18 protein-coding genes are annotated in these 21,078 nt (G+C 44.8%); 11 read left to right on the plus strand and 7 right to left on the minus strand.

Translation table 11 applies throughout. The annotated features are described in order from the left end of the window. Positions 1-8 precede the first annotated feature (8 nt). Positions 9-830 carry a prolipoprotein diacylglyceryl transferase gene (lgt, locus tag AB4351_RS12405; protein ID WP_017059338.1) on the plus strand — a complete coding sequence of 274 codons (822 nt, stop codon included), beginning with the start codon at positions 9-11 and terminating at the stop codon, positions 828-830. Positions 831-839: 9 nt separating this feature from the next. Further along, the gene (locus AB4351_RS12410) at positions 840-1,691 is read left to right on the plus strand and encodes a thymidylate synthase (protein ID WP_017059339.1); all 852 of its coding nucleotides are present in this window, start codon (positions 840-842) and stop codon (positions 1,689-1,691) included. A 555-nt stretch (positions 1,692-2,246) separates the two neighbouring features. On the opposite strand, the gene AB4351_RS12415 is transcribed toward AB4351_RS12410, so the two are convergent. Then, positions 2,247-3,392 carry a Na/Pi symporter gene (locus AB4351_RS12415; RefSeq protein WP_017059340.1) on the minus strand — a complete coding sequence of 382 codons (1,146 nt, stop codon included), beginning with the start codon at positions 3,390-3,392 and terminating at the stop codon, positions 2,247-2,249. A 388-nt stretch (positions 3,393-3,780) separates the two neighbouring features. On the opposite strand from AB4351_RS12415, the gene nhaR reads away from it, so the two are divergent. Beyond that, positions 3,781-4,671: a transcriptional activator NhaR gene (gene nhaR, locus AB4351_RS12420; RefSeq protein ID WP_372126158.1), complete on the plus strand. Its 891-nt coding sequence runs from the start codon at positions 3,781-3,783 to the stop codon at positions 4,669-4,671. A 100-nt stretch (positions 4,672-4,771) separates the two neighbouring features. Then, entirely contained in the window at positions 4,772-5,065 is a 294-nt protein-coding gene (locus AB4351_RS12425; RefSeq protein ID WP_004735028.1) for a metalloregulator ArsR/SmtB family transcription factor, read from the plus strand. A 277-nt stretch (positions 5,066-5,342) separates the two neighbouring features. Here the strand turns inward: AB4351_RS12425 and rpsT are convergent, their stop codons facing one another. Further along, positions 5,343-5,603 carry a 30S ribosomal protein S20 gene (gene rpsT / locus AB4351_RS12430; RefSeq protein WP_004739529.1) on the minus strand — a complete coding sequence of 87 codons (261 nt, stop codon included), beginning with the start codon at positions 5,601-5,603 and terminating at the stop codon, positions 5,343-5,345. Between the two features lie 251 nt (positions 5,604-5,854). Here rpsT and murJ point away from each other — a divergent pair, with 251 nt between their 5' ends. From murJ to ispH, 6 genes are all read left to right on the plus strand, one after another. Then, positions 5,855-7,417 (plus strand): murein biosynthesis integral membrane protein MurJ, encoded by a 1,563-nt coding sequence (murJ, locus tag AB4351_RS12435; RefSeq protein ID WP_032545655.1) that lies wholly within the window; start codon positions 5,855-5,857, stop codon positions 7,415-7,417. 70 nt (positions 7,418-7,487) lie between these two features. Continuing rightward, on the plus strand, positions 7,488-8,423 hold the full coding sequence (ribF, locus tag AB4351_RS12440; protein ID WP_017062867.1) for a bifunctional riboflavin kinase/FAD synthetase: 936 nt from the start codon (positions 7,488-7,490) through the stop codon (positions 8,421-8,423). 63 nt (positions 8,424-8,486) lie between these two features. Further along, on the plus strand, positions 8,487-11,363 hold the full coding sequence (gene ileS / locus AB4351_RS12445; protein WP_017059344.1) for an isoleucine--tRNA ligase: 2,877 nt from the start codon (positions 8,487-8,489) through the stop codon (positions 11,361-11,363). Positions 11,364-11,520: 157 nt separating this feature from the next. After that, complete coding sequence (lspA, locus tag AB4351_RS12450; protein WP_004739521.1) at positions 11,521-12,021, plus strand: signal peptidase II; 501 nt, start codon at positions 11,521-11,523, stop codon at positions 12,019-12,021. Positions 12,022-12,170: 149 nt separating this feature from the next. Next, positions 12,171-12,602: an FKBP-type peptidyl-prolyl cis-trans isomerase gene (gene fkpB / locus AB4351_RS12455; RefSeq protein ID WP_017059345.1), complete on the plus strand. Its 432-nt coding sequence runs from the start codon at positions 12,171-12,173 to the stop codon at positions 12,600-12,602. Positions 12,603-12,758: 156 nt separating this feature from the next. Beyond that, positions 12,759-13,715, plus strand: coding sequence for a 4-hydroxy-3-methylbut-2-enyl diphosphate reductase (ispH, locus tag AB4351_RS12460; RefSeq protein ID WP_029235087.1), 957 nt, complete (start codon positions 12,759-12,761; stop codon positions 13,713-13,715). 139 nt (positions 13,716-13,854) lie between these two features. On the opposite strand, the gene btsR is transcribed toward ispH, so the two are convergent. The 3 genes from btsR to AB4351_RS12475 all read right to left on the minus strand — a co-directional run bounded on the left by btsR (position 13,855) and on the right by AB4351_RS12475 (position 18,139). After that, on the minus strand, positions 13,855-14,586 hold the full coding sequence (gene btsR, locus AB4351_RS12465; RefSeq protein WP_017059347.1) for a two-component system response regulator BtsR: 732 nt from the start codon (positions 14,584-14,586) through the stop codon (positions 13,855-13,857). Positions 14,587-14,679: 93 nt separating this feature from the next. After that, positions 14,680-16,350 (minus strand): LytS/YhcK type 5TM receptor domain-containing protein, encoded by a 1,671-nt coding sequence (locus AB4351_RS12470; RefSeq protein WP_372126160.1) that lies wholly within the window; start codon positions 16,348-16,350, stop codon positions 14,680-14,682. A 298-nt stretch (positions 16,351-16,648) separates the two neighbouring features. Further along, positions 16,649-18,139 (minus strand): carbon starvation protein A, encoded by a 1,491-nt coding sequence (locus tag AB4351_RS12475; RefSeq protein WP_372074523.1) that lies wholly within the window; start codon positions 18,137-18,139, stop codon positions 16,649-16,651. Between the two features lie 354 nt (positions 18,140-18,493). Here AB4351_RS12475 and AB4351_RS12480 point away from each other — a divergent pair, with 354 nt between their 5' ends. Beyond that, positions 18,494-18,844, plus strand: coding sequence for a DUF2799 domain-containing protein (locus tag AB4351_RS12480; RefSeq protein ID WP_017059350.1), 351 nt, complete (start codon positions 18,494-18,496; stop codon positions 18,842-18,844). 117 nt (positions 18,845-18,961) lie between these two features. Here AB4351_RS12480 and murQ read toward each other — a convergent pair whose 3' ends face one another. Beyond that, a complete protein-coding gene (gene murQ, locus AB4351_RS12485; protein WP_032545650.1) occupies positions 18,962-19,882 on the minus strand; it encodes an N-acetylmuramic acid 6-phosphate etherase in 921 nt (306 codons plus the stop codon). Between the two features lie 45 nt (positions 19,883-19,927). After that, positions 19,928-21,043, minus strand: coding sequence for an anhydro-N-acetylmuramic acid kinase (locus AB4351_RS12490; RefSeq protein WP_372126161.1), 1,116 nt, complete (start codon positions 21,041-21,043; stop codon positions 19,928-19,930). Positions 21,044-21,078 lie beyond the last annotated feature (35 nt).

The following is a 21,078-nucleotide window of genomic DNA, read 5'->3' on the forward strand; positions in this document are numbered from 1 at the left end:
AGCCAAGTATGTCTCAGGGTTTTATCGAATTCCCAAATATCGATCCTGTTCTTATTGAACTAGGACCAATCTCAGTTCGTTGGTACGGCCTAATGTACCTTGTCGGTTTTATGTTTGCTCTTTGGTTAGCAAATCGCCGAGCTGATCAACCGGGTAGTGGTTGGACTCGAGAGCAAGTATCAGACTTACTGTTTGCTGGCTTTCTAGGTGTGGTGTTGGGTGGTCGTATTGGCTACGTACTTTTCTACAACTTTGACCTTTTCCTAGCAGACCCACTGTACCTATTTAAGGTATGGACTGGCGGTATGTCTTTCCACGGTGGCTTGCTGGGTGTTATCACCGCAATGTTCTGGTATGCGAAAAAGAATGGTCGCACCTTCTTTGGCGTGGCAGACATGATTGCACCACTCGTCCCATTTGGTTTAGGTATGGGCCGTCTAGGTAACTTCATGAACAGCGAGCTTTGGGGCCGTGTGACTGATGTGCCATGGGCGATTGTGTTCCCTAACGGTGGTCCACTTCCTCGTCACCCATCTCAACTTTACGAGATGGCGCTTGAAGGTATCGTGCTGTTCTTCATCTTGAACTGGTTTATCAAAAAGCCGCGTCCTCTTGGTTCTGTATCAGGGTTATTCCTAGCTGGATATGGTACATTCCGCTTCTTAGTAGAATACGTACGTGAACCTGATGCTCACCTAGGTTTGTTCGGTGGATTTATCTCTATGGGACAAATTTTGTCACTGCCAATGGTTATCATCGGTGTGCTGATGATGGTGTGGGCATACAAGCGTGGTCACTACAAAGACGAATTACCACAACAAACGAAGTAAGGAATTGGTGTGAAACAGTATTTAGATCTCTGTCAGCGTATCGTTGATGACGGTACTTGGATTGAAAATGAACGCACGGGCAAGCGTTGCCTAACCGTGATCAATGCTGACCTTGAATATGATGTTGGTAATAACCAATTCCCACTGGTAACAACGCGTAAGAGTTTTTGGAAAGCCGCAGTTGCTGAGCTGCTTGGCTATATCCGTGGTTACGACAATGCTGAAGATTTTCGTAAGCTAGGGACTAAAACTTGGGATGCGAATTCTAACCTGAATGAAGCATGGCTGAATAACCCTTACCGCAAGGGTGAAGATGACATGGGCCGTGTTTATGGCGTTCAAGGACGTGCATGGGCAAAACCTGACGGCGGTCATATCGACCAACTGAAGAAGATTGTTGATGATCTAACTAACGGTATTGATGACCGCGGCGAGATCTTAAACTTCTACAACCCAGGTGAGTTCCACATGGGATGTTTGCGTCCGTGTATGTACAGCCATCACTTCTCACTACTTGGTGATACTCTGTACCTAAACAGCACTCAGCGCTCTTGCGATGTACCCCTAGGCCTGAACTTCAACATGGTTCAAGTGTATGTCTTCCTAGCTATCATGGCGCAAATCACGGGTAAGAAAGCTGGCGTGGCTTACCATAAGCTAGTAAATGCTCATATTTACGAAGATCAACTTGCACCTATGCGTGATATCCAGTTAAAGCGTGAGCCGTTAGCTGGCCCAACATTCCATATCAATCCTCAGATTAAGTCTCTAGAAGATTTGGAAACATGGGTAACGATGGATGACTTCTGGGTTGAAGGTTACGAATGCCACGAAGCGATTAAGTACCCATTCTCGGTTTAATCTCACTCGCTTTGTTTGATTGAAAGGCTGCCTCTGTGCAGCCTTTTTTGTATCTAAGTTACAGTGACGAGTAATCGAGATTCGAAGAGCAGAGAAATCATATGCTGTGTGATGCTTTATGTTACTCGTATACTCTCAACGCGCATTGGCTCTTTCTCTTCGATACTCGCTTACACGCATCTCGAATCTTTTTTCGATTCATCATTCCCTAGACTGACGAAGGAAGGAGTTGGGAGTCTCTTTCGTGGTGTGTTTGTGGGATTTCCTATCACGCTCGTTCCTCGCTGTAGGGAATGACGGAAATATATAGATGCGGGTAAACGAGATGCGGGATACGAAGAGCTAGAACGGACTTCTTTGGTGAGTAATGCTTACCTTACCGATTTACTCTTATATCGTATCAGTTTCAGCTCTTGTCACAAGCTTACTCATATCTCGAATTTGATTTTAGCTCTTCGTTACTCGTTTACCCGAATCCCGTATCTGCTCTTAAAAAGAAAAAGCCCGCAACCTAGGAGGTAGCGGGCTTTGCTATAAGCGATGTTTATTTTGCTATTAAGCGGTAAGAGCTAACACGCTACCAGGCAGTACAAGGAATACCGCAACAAGGTAACCAGCCACTACAGCTTTGTTCTTCACAGCCATGTCTGAAATCATGTCTGCCGCTTTAACTGGAAGTTCACGTAGGAACGGGATACCGAAGATGAATACCGTTGACATGATGTTGAACACCAAGTGTACTAGAGCAATTTGTAGTGCGAATACTGCGAACTCACCAGACACTGCTGTAGCTGCAAGTAGAGCCGTAATACATGTACCGATGTTTGCACCCAGAGTGAATGGGTAAACGTCACGTACTTTAAGAACACCTGAACCTACTAGTGGAACCATCAAGCTTGTTGTCGTAGAAGAAGACTGAACAAGGATAGTCACGATAGAGCCAGAAGCGATACCGTGGATTGGACCACGACCGATTGCGTTCTTTAGAATCTCACGAGCACGACCAACCATTAGGCTCTTCATCAGCTTACCCATTACAGTAATAGCTACGAAGATAGTTGCGATACCTAGAGCGATAAGCATGATGCCGCCAACAGTGTCGCCAAACGTTGATAGTGGTTCTTTAATCGCACTTACAACAGGCTTAGTGATTGGCTTGATGAAGTTAAGACCACCCATGCTCATATCACCTGTTGCTAGCATCGGTGATACTAACCAGTGAGAAATTTTCTCTAGAATTCCAAACGCCATCTCTAGTGGTAGGAAGATAGCAACGGCTAATAGGTTAAAGAAGTCGTGGATTGTCGCACTTGCGAATGCACGTTTGAACTCTTCTTTACAACGAACGTGACCAAGGCTAACTAGCGTATTGGTTACCGTAGTACCAATGTTAGCACCCATGATCATAGGAATTGCTAGCTCAACAGGTAAACCACCTGCCACAAGGCCAACGATAATTGAAGTAACTGTACTTGATGATTGAATAAGCGCTGTTGCTACTAAACCAATCATTAAGCCTGCAACTGGGTGTGAAGCAAATTCGAAAAGAACCTTTGCTTGCTCGCCTGTTGCCCATTTGAAGCCTGTACCAACCATTGAAACTGAAAGTAATAGTAGGTAAAGCATGAATGCCAAGTTAGCCCAGCGTAGCCAACGAGTAGTGCTCGAGATAGGCGCTGCTGCAGTAGTAGCTTGGTTCATAATGTTTTCTCCATTGGACCGTTTAAGTCTGTGTTTGGTCTGTTTGTTTAATCTGAGCGTGATGTTAGAGGGGAAATATTTCAGTAATATTACATTTTGGTTTAGGTGCGACTTTTTTGTGATGATTTACTCTTTAAATATTCCAATTGCTAATGTGGTTGTTTTAAGTTGTTGTTTTAAATTGTTTTTTAATGGAAATTCTATAGGTGATATAGATCTTAAAAGTTAGAAAAAATTGAAAATAATCGATGAAATATTACATTATGAAATCAGACACTTCGAAAAAATAAGTGGTAAATCTATGTTTGGTTAGGTTTTTTCGAGTTTGTTGAGTGGCGGTGTCATATTTGATATAAAAGGGTATCTACTCTTTTATTACGGCACATCTATGTCGCATCTCAACTACAACCATCTGTATTACTTCTGGATGGTTTGCAAGCAAGGCTCTGTTACTAAAGCTGCAGAAGCCCTATTCCTAACACCACAAACGGTAACGGGGCAGATAAAAGCCTTAGAAGAACGCATGGATGGCAAGTTGACCAAGCGTAATGGCCGAAGTGTTGAGCCTACAGAGCTTGGGCAACTGGTCTTTAAATATGCCGATCGTATGTTTGGCCTGAGTTACGAGATGCTGGACATCGTGAATTACAGCCAGCACTCCAATATTCTGTTTGATGTTGGCGTCGCGGATGCGCTCTCTAAAAGACTCGTCAGTAAGATACTGATGTCGACCATCCCTCCAGATAACAGCATTCACTTGCGCTGTTTGGAATCGACCCATGAAATGCTACTTGAGCAACTCTCTCAACATAAGCTCGATATGATTTTGTCTGACTGTCCGGTGGACTCTAGTCAAAGCCCGGGCCTGTTCAGTAAAAAGCTGGGTGAGAGTGGAATGAGCTTTTTTAGTTCAGGTCAGGTTGAAGGGGTTAATTTCCCTGCTGTATTGGAGCAAAGAAAGCTTTTGATCCCTGGCAGCCGAACCTCAATGGGTCGTAAAGTGCTGCAATGGTTTGATAGACAAGGGCTTAAGCCAGATATTTTAGGTGAGTTTGATGATGCCGCATTGATGAAGGCTTTTGCTCGTTACCATCATGACGTAATATTTTTAGCACCGACGATTTATATGTCTGAAGTGGAAGACGACACATCACTGCAACTATTAGGCGGTATTGAAGAGTTAAAAGAGGAGTACTACGTCATATTTGCTGAGAGGATGATCCAACATCCAGCAGTAAAAAACGTATGTGACGCAGATTTTAGCAAATTGTTCGAGTGAGATAGTTTGTTAATGAATTGATATCGATTATCATAACTCCGCAATATGCCGGAAATACTGATAGCCCGTAGTTGGCGTAAAGGTTGTAGGGAGCCAAACTATGAACTTAAAAGAGATGGAGAAGAACTCAGCACAAGCTGTGATTCTACTCAAAGCCATGGCTAACGAGCGTCGCTTACAGATTTTGTGCCTATTACATGGCACTGAACTGTCGGTTGGGGAGTTGTGTGGCAAGTTGGAACTGAGTCAGTCTGCTTTATCTCAACATCTTGCTTGGTTGAGAAGAGATGGTTTGGTCGAAACTCGCAAAGAAGCTCAAACTGTGTATTACACATTGAGTAGTGAAGAAGTAAAAGCGATGATTAACCTACTGCATGGTATTTACTGCAAGTAGCTTATTGCTGGTGGGAGGGGGATTTCTTATCAGCGATAGAATGACACAAGGAAGTGTTAGCATTTCACATTGAACGTTAGTGTTTACCTATCTATCTACGTACCAATTTGCTTCTCTATTTATTTTTCTGATTGTTTGTTTTATCTATCTGCTTAAATTGTTTATCGGTCAGAAAAACGGCTGTTAGCACGTAAAATAAAAGCGTTACTCAAAATTTAGATATAAAAAAACCGGCCTAGGCCGGTTTTTTTCGTTTTGCGTTGTAATCAAATTTCTATTAAAGAGCTTTGATTGCAGCAGCGAAACGAGACTTATGACGTGCAGCTTTATTCTTATGAATAAGGCCTTTAGTCGCCATACGGTCAAGAAGTGGTGTAACTTCTACAAGAGCAGCAGTTGCAGCTTCTTTATCACCAGCTGCGATAGCTGCGATAGTCTTTTTCATGTAAGTGCGCATCATAGAACGACGGCTAGCATTGTGCTGGCGACGTTTCTCAGCTTGGATAGCGCGCTTCTTAGCAGATTTACTGTTTGCCAAGGGTCTAACTCCCAAAAACTTAGTTCGGTGACAATTTAAGGGCGAGGACTATCCCTCATTAGCGCTTAATTGTCAAATGATTTGTGCAAAAACCAATCGTAGCCAAACAAACTTTGGTATGGAAAGGTCATCGCGGTTAAGATGGCGGGGATTCTAACAGCATTTTTAGACCAATGCTAATAAATATGCTTCTTAGGACAGGATAGTATTTATCCTCGCTTGAAAGTAATCAACCAGTGTCAGAGGTTTCTGTGAGTAAACGACTATTAAAGTCAGGCCTGATTGTCAGCGCAATGACTTTTGTTTCCCGTGTATTGGGGCTAGTACGTGATGTAGTAGTAGCAAATTTGATGGGGGCAGGAGCGAGTGCCGACGTATTTTTCTTCGCTAATAAAATTCCTAATTTCTTACGTCGACTTTTTGCAGAAGGTGCGTTTTCTCAAGCGTTTGTTCCTGTATTAACGGAATATCACGCCGCAGGTGATAAAGATAAGACACGAGATTTAATTGCTAAGGTGTCGGGGACGCTCGGGGTTTTAGTTTCTATTGTCACCGTCATCGGGGTATTGGGCTCTGGCGTGATCACCGCGATGTTTGGTGCGGGTTGGTTTATCGACTGGCTAAATGATGGCCCATCAGCACCCAAATTTGAGCTAGCGAGCTTTATGCTCAAGATTACCTTTCCTTATTTATGGTTTATCACCTTCGTCGCTTTATCTGGTGCCATTCTTAATACATTAGGTAAATTTGCGGTCTCTTCTTTTACTCCTGTGTTCTTGAACGTGATGATCATAGGCGCTGCATGGTTTATCTCACCTAATTTAGAACAACCAGAAATTGGTTTGGCTATTGGTGTGTTTCTTGGTGGCTTAGTCCAATTCCTTTTCCAAATGCCTTTCTTGATCAAAGCGGGTGTGTTGGTTAAGCCGAAGTGGGGATGGAGAGACCCGGGTGTGGTTAAGATCCGCACATTAATGATCCCTGCTCTGTTCGGTGTATCGGTCAGCCAAATCAACTTATTGTTTGATACCTTTATTGCCAGCTTCCTCGCAACAGGCTCTATCAGTTGGTTGTACTACTCAGACCGACTGCTTGAATTTCCTCTCGGTTTATTCGGTATCGCGATTGCGACTGTGATTCTTCCTGCTTTGTCTCGTAAACACGTAGATGCTCAAGGGGAAGGGTTCGCGCATACCATGGATTGGGGCGTGCGCATGGTGTTGCTGCTTGGTATTCCTGCGATGTTAGGTCTTATCGTTTTAGCTAAACCCATGTTGATGGTGCTATTTATGCGTGGTGAGTTCTCTCCACACGATGTACAGCAAGCATCGATGTCATTGGTAGCTTACGCATCAGGCTTGCTTAATTTCATGCTGATTAAAGTTTTAGCTCCGGGCTATTACTCTCGCCAAGATACCAAAACACCGGTTAAGTACGGCATTATCGCTATGGTGACCAATATGGTGTTTAACGCGATCTTTGCTTATTTTTATGGCTATGTGGGTTTGGCGATTGCGACGGCACTGTCTGCCTTTGTGAATATGGCCTTGTTATATCGAGGATTGCACCTTGCGGGTGTGTATCAATTAACTAAGACAACCTTGTTGTTCAGTGCCAAATTAATTATCTCAGGTGTGGTGATGGTAGCGGCTATTTTATGGCAGCTGGATAATATGCAACATTGGCTTGAATGGAGCTTTAGCCAGAGAGCGCTGACATTAACTGGCTTGATTGGACTTGGTGGCTTTGTTTATATTGTTTCGGTACTGATTTTAGGTATCCGAGTAAAACATTTAAAAGCAGCGACAGATTAATACTGATTAGTATATAATCCGTCGGTTTCACACAATAAATGATGCAAATAACAGGTTTTAGCTGATCATAATGGAACTGATCCGAGGTATACACAATATTAAAGCGCAGCATCATGGCTGTGTATTAACCATAGGTAACTTCGATGGTGTTCATTTAGGACATCAAGAGGTTTTGAGTCAGGTTTCTAAACAAGCTGCAGCATTAGGGCTACCTTCTGTTGTTATGACGTTTGAACCGCAGCCTATGGAGCTGTTTGCCCGAGATAGAGCGCCAGCACGTTTAACTCGTTTACGAGACAAATACGTGCAACTGAGTAAGCTAGATATCAGTCGCTTATTGTGTGTTAATTTTAATCAGTATTTTGCAAGTTTATCCGCGGAAGCATTCATTAAGGATCTTTTGGTTGATAAGCTTGGTGTGAAGTTCTTGGTGGTTGGTGACGATTTTTGCTTTGGTAAAGGTCGTACCGGTAATTTCGCTATGCTCAAAGAGGCGGGCGAGAAGTACGGTTTTGAGGTGGTCAGCACCCAAAGCTATTGCTTAAACCAATTACGAGTAAGCAGTACTGAGATACGAAATGCATTAGCGGTCGATGACTTGGCTGCAAGTGCTACCATGTTAGGACGTGATTACAGTATTAGTGGTCGAGTGTCCCATGGTCGAAAACTAGGGAGAACTATCGGTTTCCCTACTGCTAACATTCCATTAAAGCGTTGTGTTTCTCCTGTATCGGGAGTGTATGTTGTTGAAGCATTGGATATCGATGGTGTTCCTGTCGGTGGCGTTGCTAATATTGGACAACGACCAACGGTTAATGGTGTAAGGCAGCAATTAGAAGTGCACTTTTTTGACTTTAAAGCCAATTTATATGGTAAACAGTTAGAAGTACGACTTTTGCACAAACTGCGCGACGAGATAAAATTTGAATCGTTCGACGCACTAAAGAATCAAATAGAATTGGATGCTGAAGCCGCAAGGGTGTGGCTGCTTCAGCTAAAGAATTAGTCGGATGATTCCACCGATTAACATAATGTCTAACTTCGCCCAATATAACGGAATTAAGAATCGATGAGTGATTATAAAGATACCCTGAACTTACCAGAAACAGGGTTCCCAATGCGCGGCAATCTGGCAAATCGTGAACCAGAAATGCTGAAGCGTTGGTACAAAGAAGATCTTTACGGCGAAATCCGTAAGGCAAAGAAAGGTAAAAAATCTTTCGTGCTGCATGATGGCCCTCCATACGCGAACGGCGACATTCACATTGGCCACGCGCTGAATAAGATTCTTAAAGACATTATTATCAAATCTAAGACCCTTTCTGGTTTTGATGCTCCGTACATCCCTGGTTGGGACTGTCACGGTCTTCCAATCGAGCTAATGGTTGAGAAGAAGAAAGGTAAGCCTGGTCAGAAGATTTCGGCGGCTGAATTCCGCGAAGAGTGTCGAAAGTACGCTGCGGGTCAAGTTGAAGGTCAGAAAGAAAGCTTCAAACGTCTTGGCATCATGGGCGAGTGGGACAAACCTTATCGCACTATGGATTTTGGCACAGAAGCGAACATCATTCGTTCTCTTGGCAAAATCGCAGACAAAGGTCACCTTCTTAAAGGTTTCAAGCCCGTTCACTGGTGTACTGATTGTGGTTCTGCTCTGGCTGAAGCTGAAGTTGAATACAAAGATAAAGTTTCTCCATCTATCGATGTGAAATTTACAGCAGCTGACGAAGCGGCGCTTCTAGAGAAATTTACTCTAGCTGAAGGTCATGCGGGTCAAGGCGAAATTTCTATCGTTATCTGGACAACAACACCATGGACTCTGCCTGCTAACCGCGCAGTATGTCTACGTGATGATCTTGAATACGTGCTTATCCAAGTTGAAGCGAATGGCGACCAGCCTGCTCAACGTATCGTTGTTGCTTCTGAACTAGCAAAAGACGTAATGGATCGTGCAGGTATCGAGCACTTCCACAACCTTGGTTTTGCTACAGGTGCTGATCTTGAGCTTTCTCAGTTCAACCACCCGTTCTACGACTTTACTGTTCCTGCAGTTCTTGGCGATCACGTAACAACAGATTCAGGTACTGGTGTGGTTCACACTGCGCCTGGTCACGGTCAAGAAGATTTCGTGGTTGGTAAAAAGTACAACCTAGAAATCGCTAACCCAGTTGGTTCTAACGGCGTTTACCTGCCAGATACAGAGCTATTTGCTGGTCAGCACGTATTCAAAGCGAACGACTCTGTTTTAGAAGTTCTAAAAGAGAAAGGTGCACTTCTGCATCACCACGCTTACGAGCACAGCTACCCACACTGTTGGAGACACAAAACTCCAATCATCTTCCGCGCAACACCACAATGGTTCATCTCTATGGATCAAGCTGGCCTACGTGCTAAAGCACTAGAGTCAATCAAGAGTGTTGAGTGGTTGCCTGAATGGGGTCAAAGCCGTATCGAAGGCATGGTTGAAGGTCGTCCTGAGTGGTGTATCTCTCGTCAACGTACTTGGGGTGTGCCAATTGCTTTGTTTGTTCATAAAGAAACAGCAGAACTTCACCCAGAAAGCCCAGCGCTTATTGAAAAAGTTGCGAAGCTAGTTGAAGAGAAAGGCATTCAAGCTTGGTGGGATGTAGACGCTGCTGAACTTATGGGCGCAGAAGACGCTGATAAGTACGAAAAAGTAATGGATACGCTAGACGTATGGTTCGACTCAGGTGTTACGCACTTCTCTGTTGTTGATTCTCGTGAAGAGTACAACTTCCCGAACGAAGAGCGCACTCACAGTGCTGATCTTTACCTTGAAGGTTCAGACCAACACCGTGGCTGGTTCCAGTCTTCTCTAATTTCATCTATCGCGATGAAAGACGAAGCACCGTACAAGCAAGTACTAACGCACGGTTTCGTAGTGGATGGTAACGGCCGTAAGATGTCTAAATCTATCGGTAACGTTGTTGCTCCTAAAGACGTAACCAACAAGCTAGGTGCAGATATCCTGCGTCTATGGGTTGCTTCTACAGACTACACGGGTGAAGTTGCGGTTTCTGATGAAATCCTGAAGCGTTCAGCTGATGCTTACCGTCGTATTCGTAACACAGCTCGTTTCTTCCTAGCGAACTTGAACGGTTTCAACCCTGAAACTGACCTAGTTCCTGCTGAAGAGATGGTTGCACTTGATCGCTGGGCTGTTGGCCGTGCTCAAGCTGCACAAGAAGAGATTGTTAAAGCATACGGCGAGTACAACACTCACGGTGTAACTCAGCGTCTAATGCAGTTCTGTTCTATCGAAATGGGTTCTTTCTACCTAGACGTAATTAAAGACCGTCAGTACACAGCGAAGCAGGGCAGTCATGCTCAACGTAGCTGTCAGACTGCGCTTTACTACATCGTAGAAGCTCTAGTTCGTTGGATGGCACCTATCATGTCGTTCACTGCAGATGAAATTTGGAACGAAATGCCAAGCTCTTTACCAACTGGAGAGCAGCGCGACACGTTCGTATTCACAGGTGAGTGGTTCGAAGGTCTATTTGGTCTTGCAGAAGGCGAAGAGCTAAGCAACGAATTCTGGACTGAAATCCAGTCTGTTCGTGGCGCAGTGAACAAGCTTCTTGAAGATGCTCGTAAAGAGAAAACGATCGGTGGTGCACTGCAAGCTGAAGTTACTCTATACGCTGACGATGCACTAGCGGCTAAAATCAACAAGCTAGAAGATGAGCTACGTTTCGTACTTATCACCTCTGCAGCTGTTGTTAAGCCACTGAGCGAGAAGTCTGATGCAGCGCAAGCGACAGACGTTGCTGGTCTATTCGTTGAAGTTGCGGCTACTGAAGCTGAGAAGTGTGACCGTTGCTGGCACCACACTCCAGATGTAGGCACTATCGAAGGTCACGAGAAAGTTTGTGGTCGTTGTGTGTCGAACATCGACGGTGAAGGCGAAGTGCGTAAGTTCGCATAACGACTCAGAGAAAGACTGAACTTTTTGTAAAAATCATAGCCCCAGTATCAACTGGGGTTATTTTTAGTTATAGGAAATGTGTTTAACCAAGTTGGTAATCAAGGTCACGTAAGGTGACTAACAATGAATACCAACTTCGTAAATACTAGGAATAGAAATGAGTGAAGTTTCGTTAAAACAATCTGGTGTACGTTGGTTATGGCTGGCTCTATTGGTCTTCTTGGCTGATATCGGCATTAAACTCTTTGTCATGGACAATATGGGTTATGGTTGGGCAAACCGTATTGAGGTGCTGCCATTCTTTAACTTTTTGTACGTGCATAATTACGGTGCAGCGTTTAGCTTCTTGAGTGATCAAAGTGGTTGGCAGCGTTGGTTATTTACGGGTATCGCATTTGCGGTAACAGGTATGCTGACGTACTGGATGAGCAAACTACCAGCAACAGAGAAGTGGAATAACATTGCTTATGCGATCATCATTGGTGGTGCAGTAGGTAATGTGTTTGACCGAGTCGTACATGGCTTTGTTGTCGATTACTTAGACTTCTACTGGGGCACTTACCACTGGCCTGCATTTAACTTAGCGGATATGGGAATCTGTATCGGTGCTGCGATGATCATCTTAGATGGTTTCCGTAAGAAAGACGAAAGCAAATAGCTTGCTTCAAAGTCAGTCTATGACTCACAGAATAGAATAGCCCTAAGCGCTGTCGGTTGATTCCGACGGCGCTTTTTTTTATGCTTCAGTCAACAAGGAAGCAAAGCACAGCGCATCCTCAAATAATAAATAAGTCTAAGGAAAGTAACGTGGCAGCAATTAAAAATGATTCAGCAGTAACTCTACATTTTACGATTAAAATGAAGGATGGTTCAGTTGCCGATAGTACGGAGAACATGGGCAAACCAGCGAAGTTCGTCATGGGTGATGGCAGCCTAAGTGAGAACTTTGAAGCGTGCTTACTTGGACTTGAAGCCGGCACTGAAAAGTCTATCGAACTGAAGGCGGAAGACGCGTTTGGTATGCCAAACCCAGATCATATTCACTATATGGATCGTGCTAAGTTTGTTGGCGACTCTGAAGTTGAAGTGGGCACTATCATGGCATTTTCAGGTCCTGACGGTATGGAAATTCCAGGTATTATTACTGAGATCGCAGGTGATTCAGTGACGGTTGATTTTAATCACCCACTCGCTGGTCAAGACGTTAGCTTTGACGTCAATATCTTAACGGTAGAATAACTCTCTTAACGTTAGAATAGCTGTCTTCACGCTAGAATAAGATAGCCTTACAGCTGTGATCTCACCCAGAGCTTCACTGTCTAGACGCTTCACTGTAGAATGCGAACCTCGCTGACGGCGAACTCTATAGAAGCAACCTTAGTACCGCGGTAAATGATGAGCAATGAAATGAAAATAATGTTAGCTAACCCTCGTGGCTTTTGTGCCGGTGTCGATCGTGCGATCAGCATCGTAGAGCGTGCACTCGAAATGTATCAGCCACCGATCTATGTTCGCCATGAAGTGGTACACAACCGCTTTGTTGTTGAGGGGCTCAAGCAGCGTGGTGCTATTTTTGTCGAAGAACTGAGTGAGGTGCCAGACGACAACATCGTGATCTTTTCGGCTCACGGTGTTTCTCAAGCGGTTCGTAAAGAAGCGAAAGAGCGTGAGTTAACGGTATTTGATGCGACGTGTCCTTTGGTGACTAAAGTTCATATGGAGGTTGCTCGTGCGAGCCGCAAACATATGGAAGTGGTACTGATTGGCCACGCAGGTCACCCTGAAGTGGAAGGCACTATGGGTCAGTACGCGAGCCAAACTGGTGGTATGTACTTGGTTGAAAGACCAGAGGACGTACAGAACCTCGTGGTGAATGATCCAAGTAACCTGCACTATGTTAGCCAAACTACGCTATCAGTAGATGAAACTGCAGATGTGATTGAAGAGCTACGTCGAGTGTTCCCTGAGATTCAAGGCCCACGTAAAGACGACATCTGTTACGCGACTCAAAACCGTCAAGACGCTGTGCGTGAGATGGCGAATGACGTTGATGTGGTGATAGTGGTTGGTTCTAAGAACTCATCGAATTCAACTCGTCTAAAAGAGCTAGCTGAGAAACTAGGCACACCAGGCTACCTAACTGACTGTCCTGAAGACATTCAAACCGAGTGGGTTGAAGGGAAAAAGAAAATCGGTGTAACAGCCGGTGCTTCTGCTCCTGAAGAGCTGGTAAACCAAATTCTAGATCGTATTCGTGAGCTAGGTGCGACTGACGTTGAAGAGATTCAAGGTCGTGAAGAGAACATGTTCTTTGAAGTACCAAAAGAGCTACAGATTAAGCAAGTCGACTAATCTCTATTGATTGGTGACAAGATCGATGCGTAACACTATCGATTTGCAAACACTATTGATTTGTAAACAGCAGGAAGCCAACGTTGATACGTTGGCTTTTTTGATCGTGCTTTGGAACAAGGCGTCTAATTCTAACGCGTTACTGGAGACCGAGTTGCTCTTTTAACGTCTTGAGATAGCGACGACTCACCGGGACTTCAAAGCCCGTCAGTGTGATGATCTCGGCTAATCCATTCTCTAGTAACTTGATCTCTTGGATCGATTTTATGTTGATCAAATATTGTCGATGGCAGCGGATCAAATCGGTCTTTTCTTCCAAGATCTTCAGGGTTAGTTGCGAGGTTGCTGTTTGTGATGAGCTACGAACATGCACGCCACTGATATCAGAATAGGCGCATTCAACCGTTTGGCTTGCCATGATCACAATGCGGTTATGACCAATACACGGAATCTGCTCTAAGTGGCAGGGAGCAATCGCAGAGATGTCTTGTGCTGGCGCTTTCTGATTCTGCTTGATGACCTTATTCAGACGGCAAACACTCTTGTTTAATCGACAAGGTTCGACGGGTTTGAGTAGGTAGTCAAAGGCATTGTCTTCAAAGGCTTGAATCGCATATTGATCGTAGGCGGTGACGAATACCACGTAGGGCATGGTATCTGGGTCAAGCATGCTTAACAGCTCAATCCCAGTAACCTGCGGCATTTGGATATCCAAATACACGACATCAGGCTTGAGTAGGTTGATCTGTTTCAGTCCTTCGATCGCGTTACTCGCTTGGCCTATGATTTCCACTTCTCCGGTTTCGGTCAGCAGCTCAATCAGCTCTTCGCGAGCAAAAAGCTCATCATCGACAACTAGTGCTTTTAACATCCTACAATCTTCATCTTGTTACTATCCCTGCTTGTTTTCTATATATGTCTTTTAAATATGCTTACCGAGAAGCTATCACCTGCGAAAAGACCGTTATTTTAGTATAGGTATGATAAAGCTCATTCGAGTAAATTGCTGTGGTTGAGATTCTATTTTTAGTGCTGAGTCTTGTCCAAAGAAATTAGTGAGTCGTTTATCAACAATCTCCATACCTAATCCGACATGATCTTGAGATGGTTTCTGATAGTTGCCTGCATTGTCTTCGACGATCAGTTTGAATCCACCTTGGAAAGCCTCGCTGTAGATCTTCACTGTGCCGCCTTCTAGCATGTTTGAAATACCATGTTTGATGGCGTTTTCTACCAGCGGTTGCAGGGTAAAGCTCGGCAATTGAGATTCATATAACTGCGGGTCGATATCCCATTCCACTTCTAGTCGATCGGTAAAGCGTGCTTTCTCTATGGTGAGGTACGCATTGACGTGTGCCAGTTCATCTTTGAGTTTCACGGTGTTGATGTTCTGCTTAAGGTTGCTTCTAAAGAAGTGAGACAGGTGCTGAATAAGCTCTCGTGCTTTATCAGGGTCACGGCGTGTAACAGCACTAATGGTGTTGAGCGCATTGAACAAGAAGTGCGGGTTAACCTGAGCGTGCAACAGCTTGATCTCTGCTTGGGTGAGTAACGTTTGCTGCTGCTGATAGTTGCTGAACAGGATCTGACTCGACAGTAGTTGAGCGATACCCTCTGCCATCGACATATTAATGGTCGAGAATAGCTTCAGCTTTGGCTCATACAGTTTGATGGTGCCGACGACTTCGTTACCAGCACGCAGTGGAATGATTAGTGCAGAGCCCAACTTACAATCTTGAGATAGAGAACATTGGTATGGATTCTCTTTACCGTCAAGGTAGATGATGTCGTTCTTTTCCATCGAAGTGAGCGTGCTCTGCGATGAAATCGGCGTGTTCGGAATATGGTGTTCGTCACCAATGCCGATGAACGCGAGGATTTTTTCTCGGTCGGTGATCGCCACCGCACCAACGTTAGTCTCTTCGTAAATGATCCGCACGATTTTTTGCGCATTATCCGAATTGAATCCTCCATGTAAAATACCCACTGAACGCTCGGCGATGGTTAATGCGCGGCGTGAGAAAGTTGCCGAATACTTCTCGAAGATGGTTTTCCGATCTTGGATGATGCTCATGAACAGTGCTGCACCCACAGAGTTGGCAATGATCATTGGCGCGGCAATATCGGAAACAAGCGCGTAGGACTGCTCAAATGGTTTGGCGACTGCGAGCAGAATCAACATTTGAATAATTTCTGCAAATAGGGTGACAGAGAACACTACCAGCGGATTAAACAGCTGACTGGCTTTGTTCTTTCTGACTAAGTACACATGCAGCAGGCCACCAATCAAGCCTTCTGCTGTGGTTGAAATCGCGCAAGCTAGATCGGTGAATCCACCCAAAGAGTAACGATGGATACCGCCAGTAAAACCGACGGCAAAGCCAACGACAGGGCCGCCAAATAGACCACCCATTACCGCACCCATCGCACGAGTGTTGGCGATGGCGTCATTAATCTGCAGTCCGAAATAGGTACCCATAATACAGAATAGGGAAAACAGAACGTAGCAGCTTATTTTATGACTTAAGCGTGAAGAGATGCTCAACAAAGGGAGAATCAATGGAGTTTTACTTAGCATGTAAGCAATCACTAAGTAGACACAGGTTTGTTGCAGCAGAGAGAGAATGAGTTCCATATTTTCACCTATTGAGACGCTGGTTAAGTGTAAAGCTCATTGCGTAGTAACGGTAGCTTTGCTTGTGTTTTCATTGGTTATATCGAGTTGCGATTGCTTGTCAGGCGGAGATACCAATATTGATGTACTAATGTTGATGTACCAATACTGAGATACAGTAAAGCCCATCACAGAGGACGGGCTTTAGTCTTAGGTTCCACGAATCACTGGGTGATTACGGGAGCAAGCGAAGTGTGTTTGGCTTGTTCTTTTGTCTCTCTATGAAGACGTGTCTCTTGTTATCAAGAGTCTGAAAGAACTAGGCGGTTTTGGTGACGCCTTTTGCTTCTTTTTCTTCTTCATCAGCAAGGTCGATATCGCCTTTGCCTTTTGAAATTTTGATAACGTAAGCTGCAATTCCGAATGCACTCACCACGCCGATGATGGTTGAAAGCTGCATTGGTAGACCAAAGCCCAGTTGACTGTTGTTCAGGATGAATGTGATACACACAGATGTCATGAACACTGCTGGAACCGTTGTTACCCAGTGCAGTTTATTGTGACGAAGTAGGTAAGCCGAAGCTGTCCATAGCATCATGACTGCTGTTGATTGGTTAGCAAAACCGAAGTAGCGCCAGATGATGCCGAAGTCTACTTGAGTCAGGATGCCACCGATAACGAACAGTGGTAGAGCCATCAATAGGCGGTTACGCAGTGTCTTCTGTTCCATGTTGAAGTATTCAGCAAGGATAAGACGGCTTGAACGGAACGCTGTATCACCAGAAGTGATAGGCAGGATAACCACGCCAAGGAAAGCAAGGATACCGCCAAATACACCCAGTAGACCAAATGAAGCGCTGTATACTACGTTACCTGGGCCGCCGTTTGCAATTGCGTCAGACAGAGACTCAACCGAACCGAAGAAAGACAGAGCAAGTGCACACCAGATTAGAGCGATGATGCCTTCACCAATCATTGCGCCGTAGAATACGAAGCGACCGTTCTTCTCGTTTTCCATACAACGCGCCATCAGAGGAGACTGAGTGGCGTGGAAGCCAGAGATAGCACCACATGCGATAGTGATGAAGAGAGCAGGCCAAAGTGGTAGGTCATTCGGGTTCATGTTGGTGAACATGTCGCTGATCTCAAAGCCCCCCATGATTTGGTGTTCGTCAGATAGACCAATCGCAGTGATTAGGCCAACAGACATAAAGATAAGCAGTGCACCGAACAGTGGGTAGAAGCGACCAATGATTTTATCGACAGGGACAATCGTTGCGATGATGTAGTAAGCAAAGATGATAACAACCATCGTAGTTGCAGACATCGCGAAATCAGTTTGGTCGTTCACTAGGTTAGTGATCATACCTGCTGGAGCAGATACGAATACCACACCAACAAGAAGCAGTAGAACAATGGCAAAGATGTTCATAAAGTGTTTTGCGCCATTGCCTAGGTAACGTCCAGTGATGGTTGGAACCGAAGCTCCGCCATTACGGATAGATAACATACCTGAGAAGTAGTCGTGTACTGCACCTGCGAAGATACAACCTAGAACGATCCAAAGCATTGCTGCTGGACCATAAAGGGCACCCATGATAGGGCCGAAGATTGGACCTACACCTGCGATGTTAAGCAGCTGAACTAGGTAAACCTTTGGTGTCGACATTGGAACGTAGTCCACGCCATCTTGCTTAGTGTGAGCAGGTGTTTGGCGTTTTTCATTGATACCGAAAATCTTCTCGATAAAGGTACCGTAAATAAAGTAGCCACCAATGAGTGCTGCGACACAGGTAAGAAACCACATCATAATTTGTTATCCCTGAATGTATTAATTAAGTCAGGGTGTATATTAAAGGAGTCGATGAGAAGAAACTTCCGCTACGAGAGTGAGTGGTCGAATAGCCAATTTAGCGGTGTTATAACTGATTTAGTGGTTTGTTCACTGTGATGAGTGGCCGATATTTCTATCGAGAGGCCTATTAGCTCTATAGAGAGGTTGTTTGAGTTGGCTTAACGGCGACTATTGATTCTGAGTGGTCGGAATGAACCTAAAGTGGCGAACATTAGACAATAAGTGGACATCGATAGGCGTTCAGCGGAGAATCACCACAAAGGCAGCGCTTCGTCAGAAAGTGGTGAAGTAACAATATAAAGGATTGAAATGAAAAAAATAATCGTACTATTCGCCGTGGCATTTAGCCTTGCAGGATGCAGCGCCAATGTTCAAGATTTAGCAGCTGAAGGCAATTGGCAAGAGATTGGCTATCGTGATGGTATCAAAGGCCACACTCAGCGTTCGTATTCAGAGATGACTGAGCTTGGCGCAGTCGATCAAGCGAGTTACACAGAAGGTTATCACCTAGGTGTGACTGAATATTGTAATCCGAACCATGCTTATCAGATTGGTTTATCTGGTCAGGTGTATGAAGGCGTGTGTTCTGGTACGGAAGACGCTCAACGTTTCCGTATGGAATGGCAACGCGGCTGGGACGAGTTCTCAAACGACTATTAAGCCCAAGCTAGCCATAAAAAATTAAAACTAAAAAAAGACCAGTACCGCGTGTGTGCTGGTCTTTTTGTATGTCGTTGAAGTAGCTGTCTAAATGAGAAGCTACAAGCCAAATTAAGATTACTGATTATTCTCGACGGCTTTTCTCAAGAAGCCATTTTGCTTATCAAGCTGAGCCTTGGCTAACTCTAAATCTAGCCCTGTTAGAATCATCAAAATAGATAACTTCACATCGTAATCAGTCGCTTTAAGTGTCGACACCGCCAGTGCTTTATCGCACTCCGTTGCTTGGATAACGATACGAGCGGCGCGGGCAACCAACTTTTCATTGGTCGCTTTTACGTCGACCATAAGGTTTTGGTAGCTCTTACCAATGCGAATCATGCTGGCAGTGGTCAGCATATTAAGCACCAGCTTTTGTGCTGTACCTGATTTGAGTCGTGTTGAACCAGTCAATGCTTCTGGGCCAACCACCGGGCTAATTGCGATTTGAGCGATTTCAGCAATTGGAGAGTCAGGGTTACAAGATAATGCAACCGTTACTGCACCAAGCTGATTGGCATAGTTGAGTGCACCAATCACGTAAGGTGTGCGACCGCTCGCAGCAATACCTACCACGACATCATTTTCTGAAAACTGAATCGCTTTCAGATCTTCAATGCCGAGAGTTAGCGAGTCTTCTGCACCTTCTTTGGCTTTTAAAATCGCCTCTGGTCCGCCTGCAATTAAGCCGATAACCATTTTGTCCGAAACACCGAAAGTCGGTGGGCATTCTGAGGCGTCTAACACACCTAATCGACCACTGGTGCCTGCGCCCATATAAATCAGTCGACCACCGTTTTGAAAGACATGAGCAATTTTATCGACCGCTTTCGCGATCTGTGGCAGTTCCGCTTCAATCGCCAGCGGGACTTGCTTGTCTTGTTGGTTAATCTTTTCAACCACTTCGAGAGAGGTGAGCAGATCAATATCCATAGTGTCAGGGTTTCTCCCCTCCGAAACGAGGTGCGAGAGCGCTGATATGAGAGCGTCGTTACTCATAATGATCCTTAAATGGTGATTCTAAAATGATGGTTCTAAAGTTGTTTAGTCAGCACGATAGAGAACGCCTAGAGAGGCCGCTCTGCTTGCGCCAGTCACTTCTGGTAAATTGCTTGGCAGTTGATGAATATGACGTTGAGCAAGCCACGCAAAAGCCATCGCTTCCATGTAATCGGCGTCCACGCCTTTACTGGTGGTTGAGTCAACCTCCCAACTTGGAAGCAGTTCAGACAGCCTCTTCATCAACAATGGATTTCGTGTACCACCGCCACACACATACAGTGCAGGCTGGTCACCCAAGCGATAAGTCTCCACTTCATTGGCTATCGTCAATGCGGTGTATTCACAAAGTGTGCGCTGAACATCTTCTGCTGCAAGATCTTTAAATTCTGTTAATTGTTGCTCTAGCCACGGTAGATTAAACAGTTCTCTACCAGTACTTTTCGGTGGTATTTGAGATAGATAAGATTCATTTAACAACTGTTCGAGAAAGGCTTGATTGAGCTGACCTTTAAGCGCAAATTGCGCATCACGGTCAAACTTCTCACCCGTGTGTTTATCAACCCAAGCGTCCATCAACATATTGCCCGGGCCAGTATCATAACCAAGTGTTGGCTGATTAGGGCGCAGCACTGAAATATTCGAGATACCACCAATATTCAACACCACAACTGAGCTGTCTTGTGGCTGGAAAATAGTATGGTGGAAGGCAGGGACTAATGGCGCACCTTGTCCGCCTAATGCCATGTCTTTACGCCTGAAATCGGCAACCGTTTGAATCTGTGTTTTAGCGGCAATGATGTTGGCATCACCCAACTGCATGGTAAATGGAGATTCGCCGCTTGGCTGGTGGAATACCGTTTGACCATGATTACCAATCGCAGTCACAGAAGATGCAGGTGTACCTGACTTTTCGAGAAGTTGCAAAACCGCATCGCCAAACAGATGGCCAAGCTGGTGGTCGAGTTCTCCAATGGCAATTAAATCGGTTTTCTGACCAATACAAACTTCAAGCAGACGCGCTTTGAGGTCGTCAGGCATTGGGAACTCATCATGAGCAAGCAATGTGATGCGCGTATCTTCAATCGACACTAAGGCAGTATCAACACCGTCCATACTCGTCCCTGACATCACACCGATATACAGTTCTTTATGATCCATTTCTAAGCTATTGCACTGCATTCTTAAAGTCTTCC

It is taken from the genome of Vibrio sp. 10N.261.51.F11, assembly GCF_041471665.1.
Lineage (GTDB): Bacteria > Pseudomonadota > Gammaproteobacteria > Enterobacterales > Vibrionaceae > Vibrio > Vibrio crassostreae_C.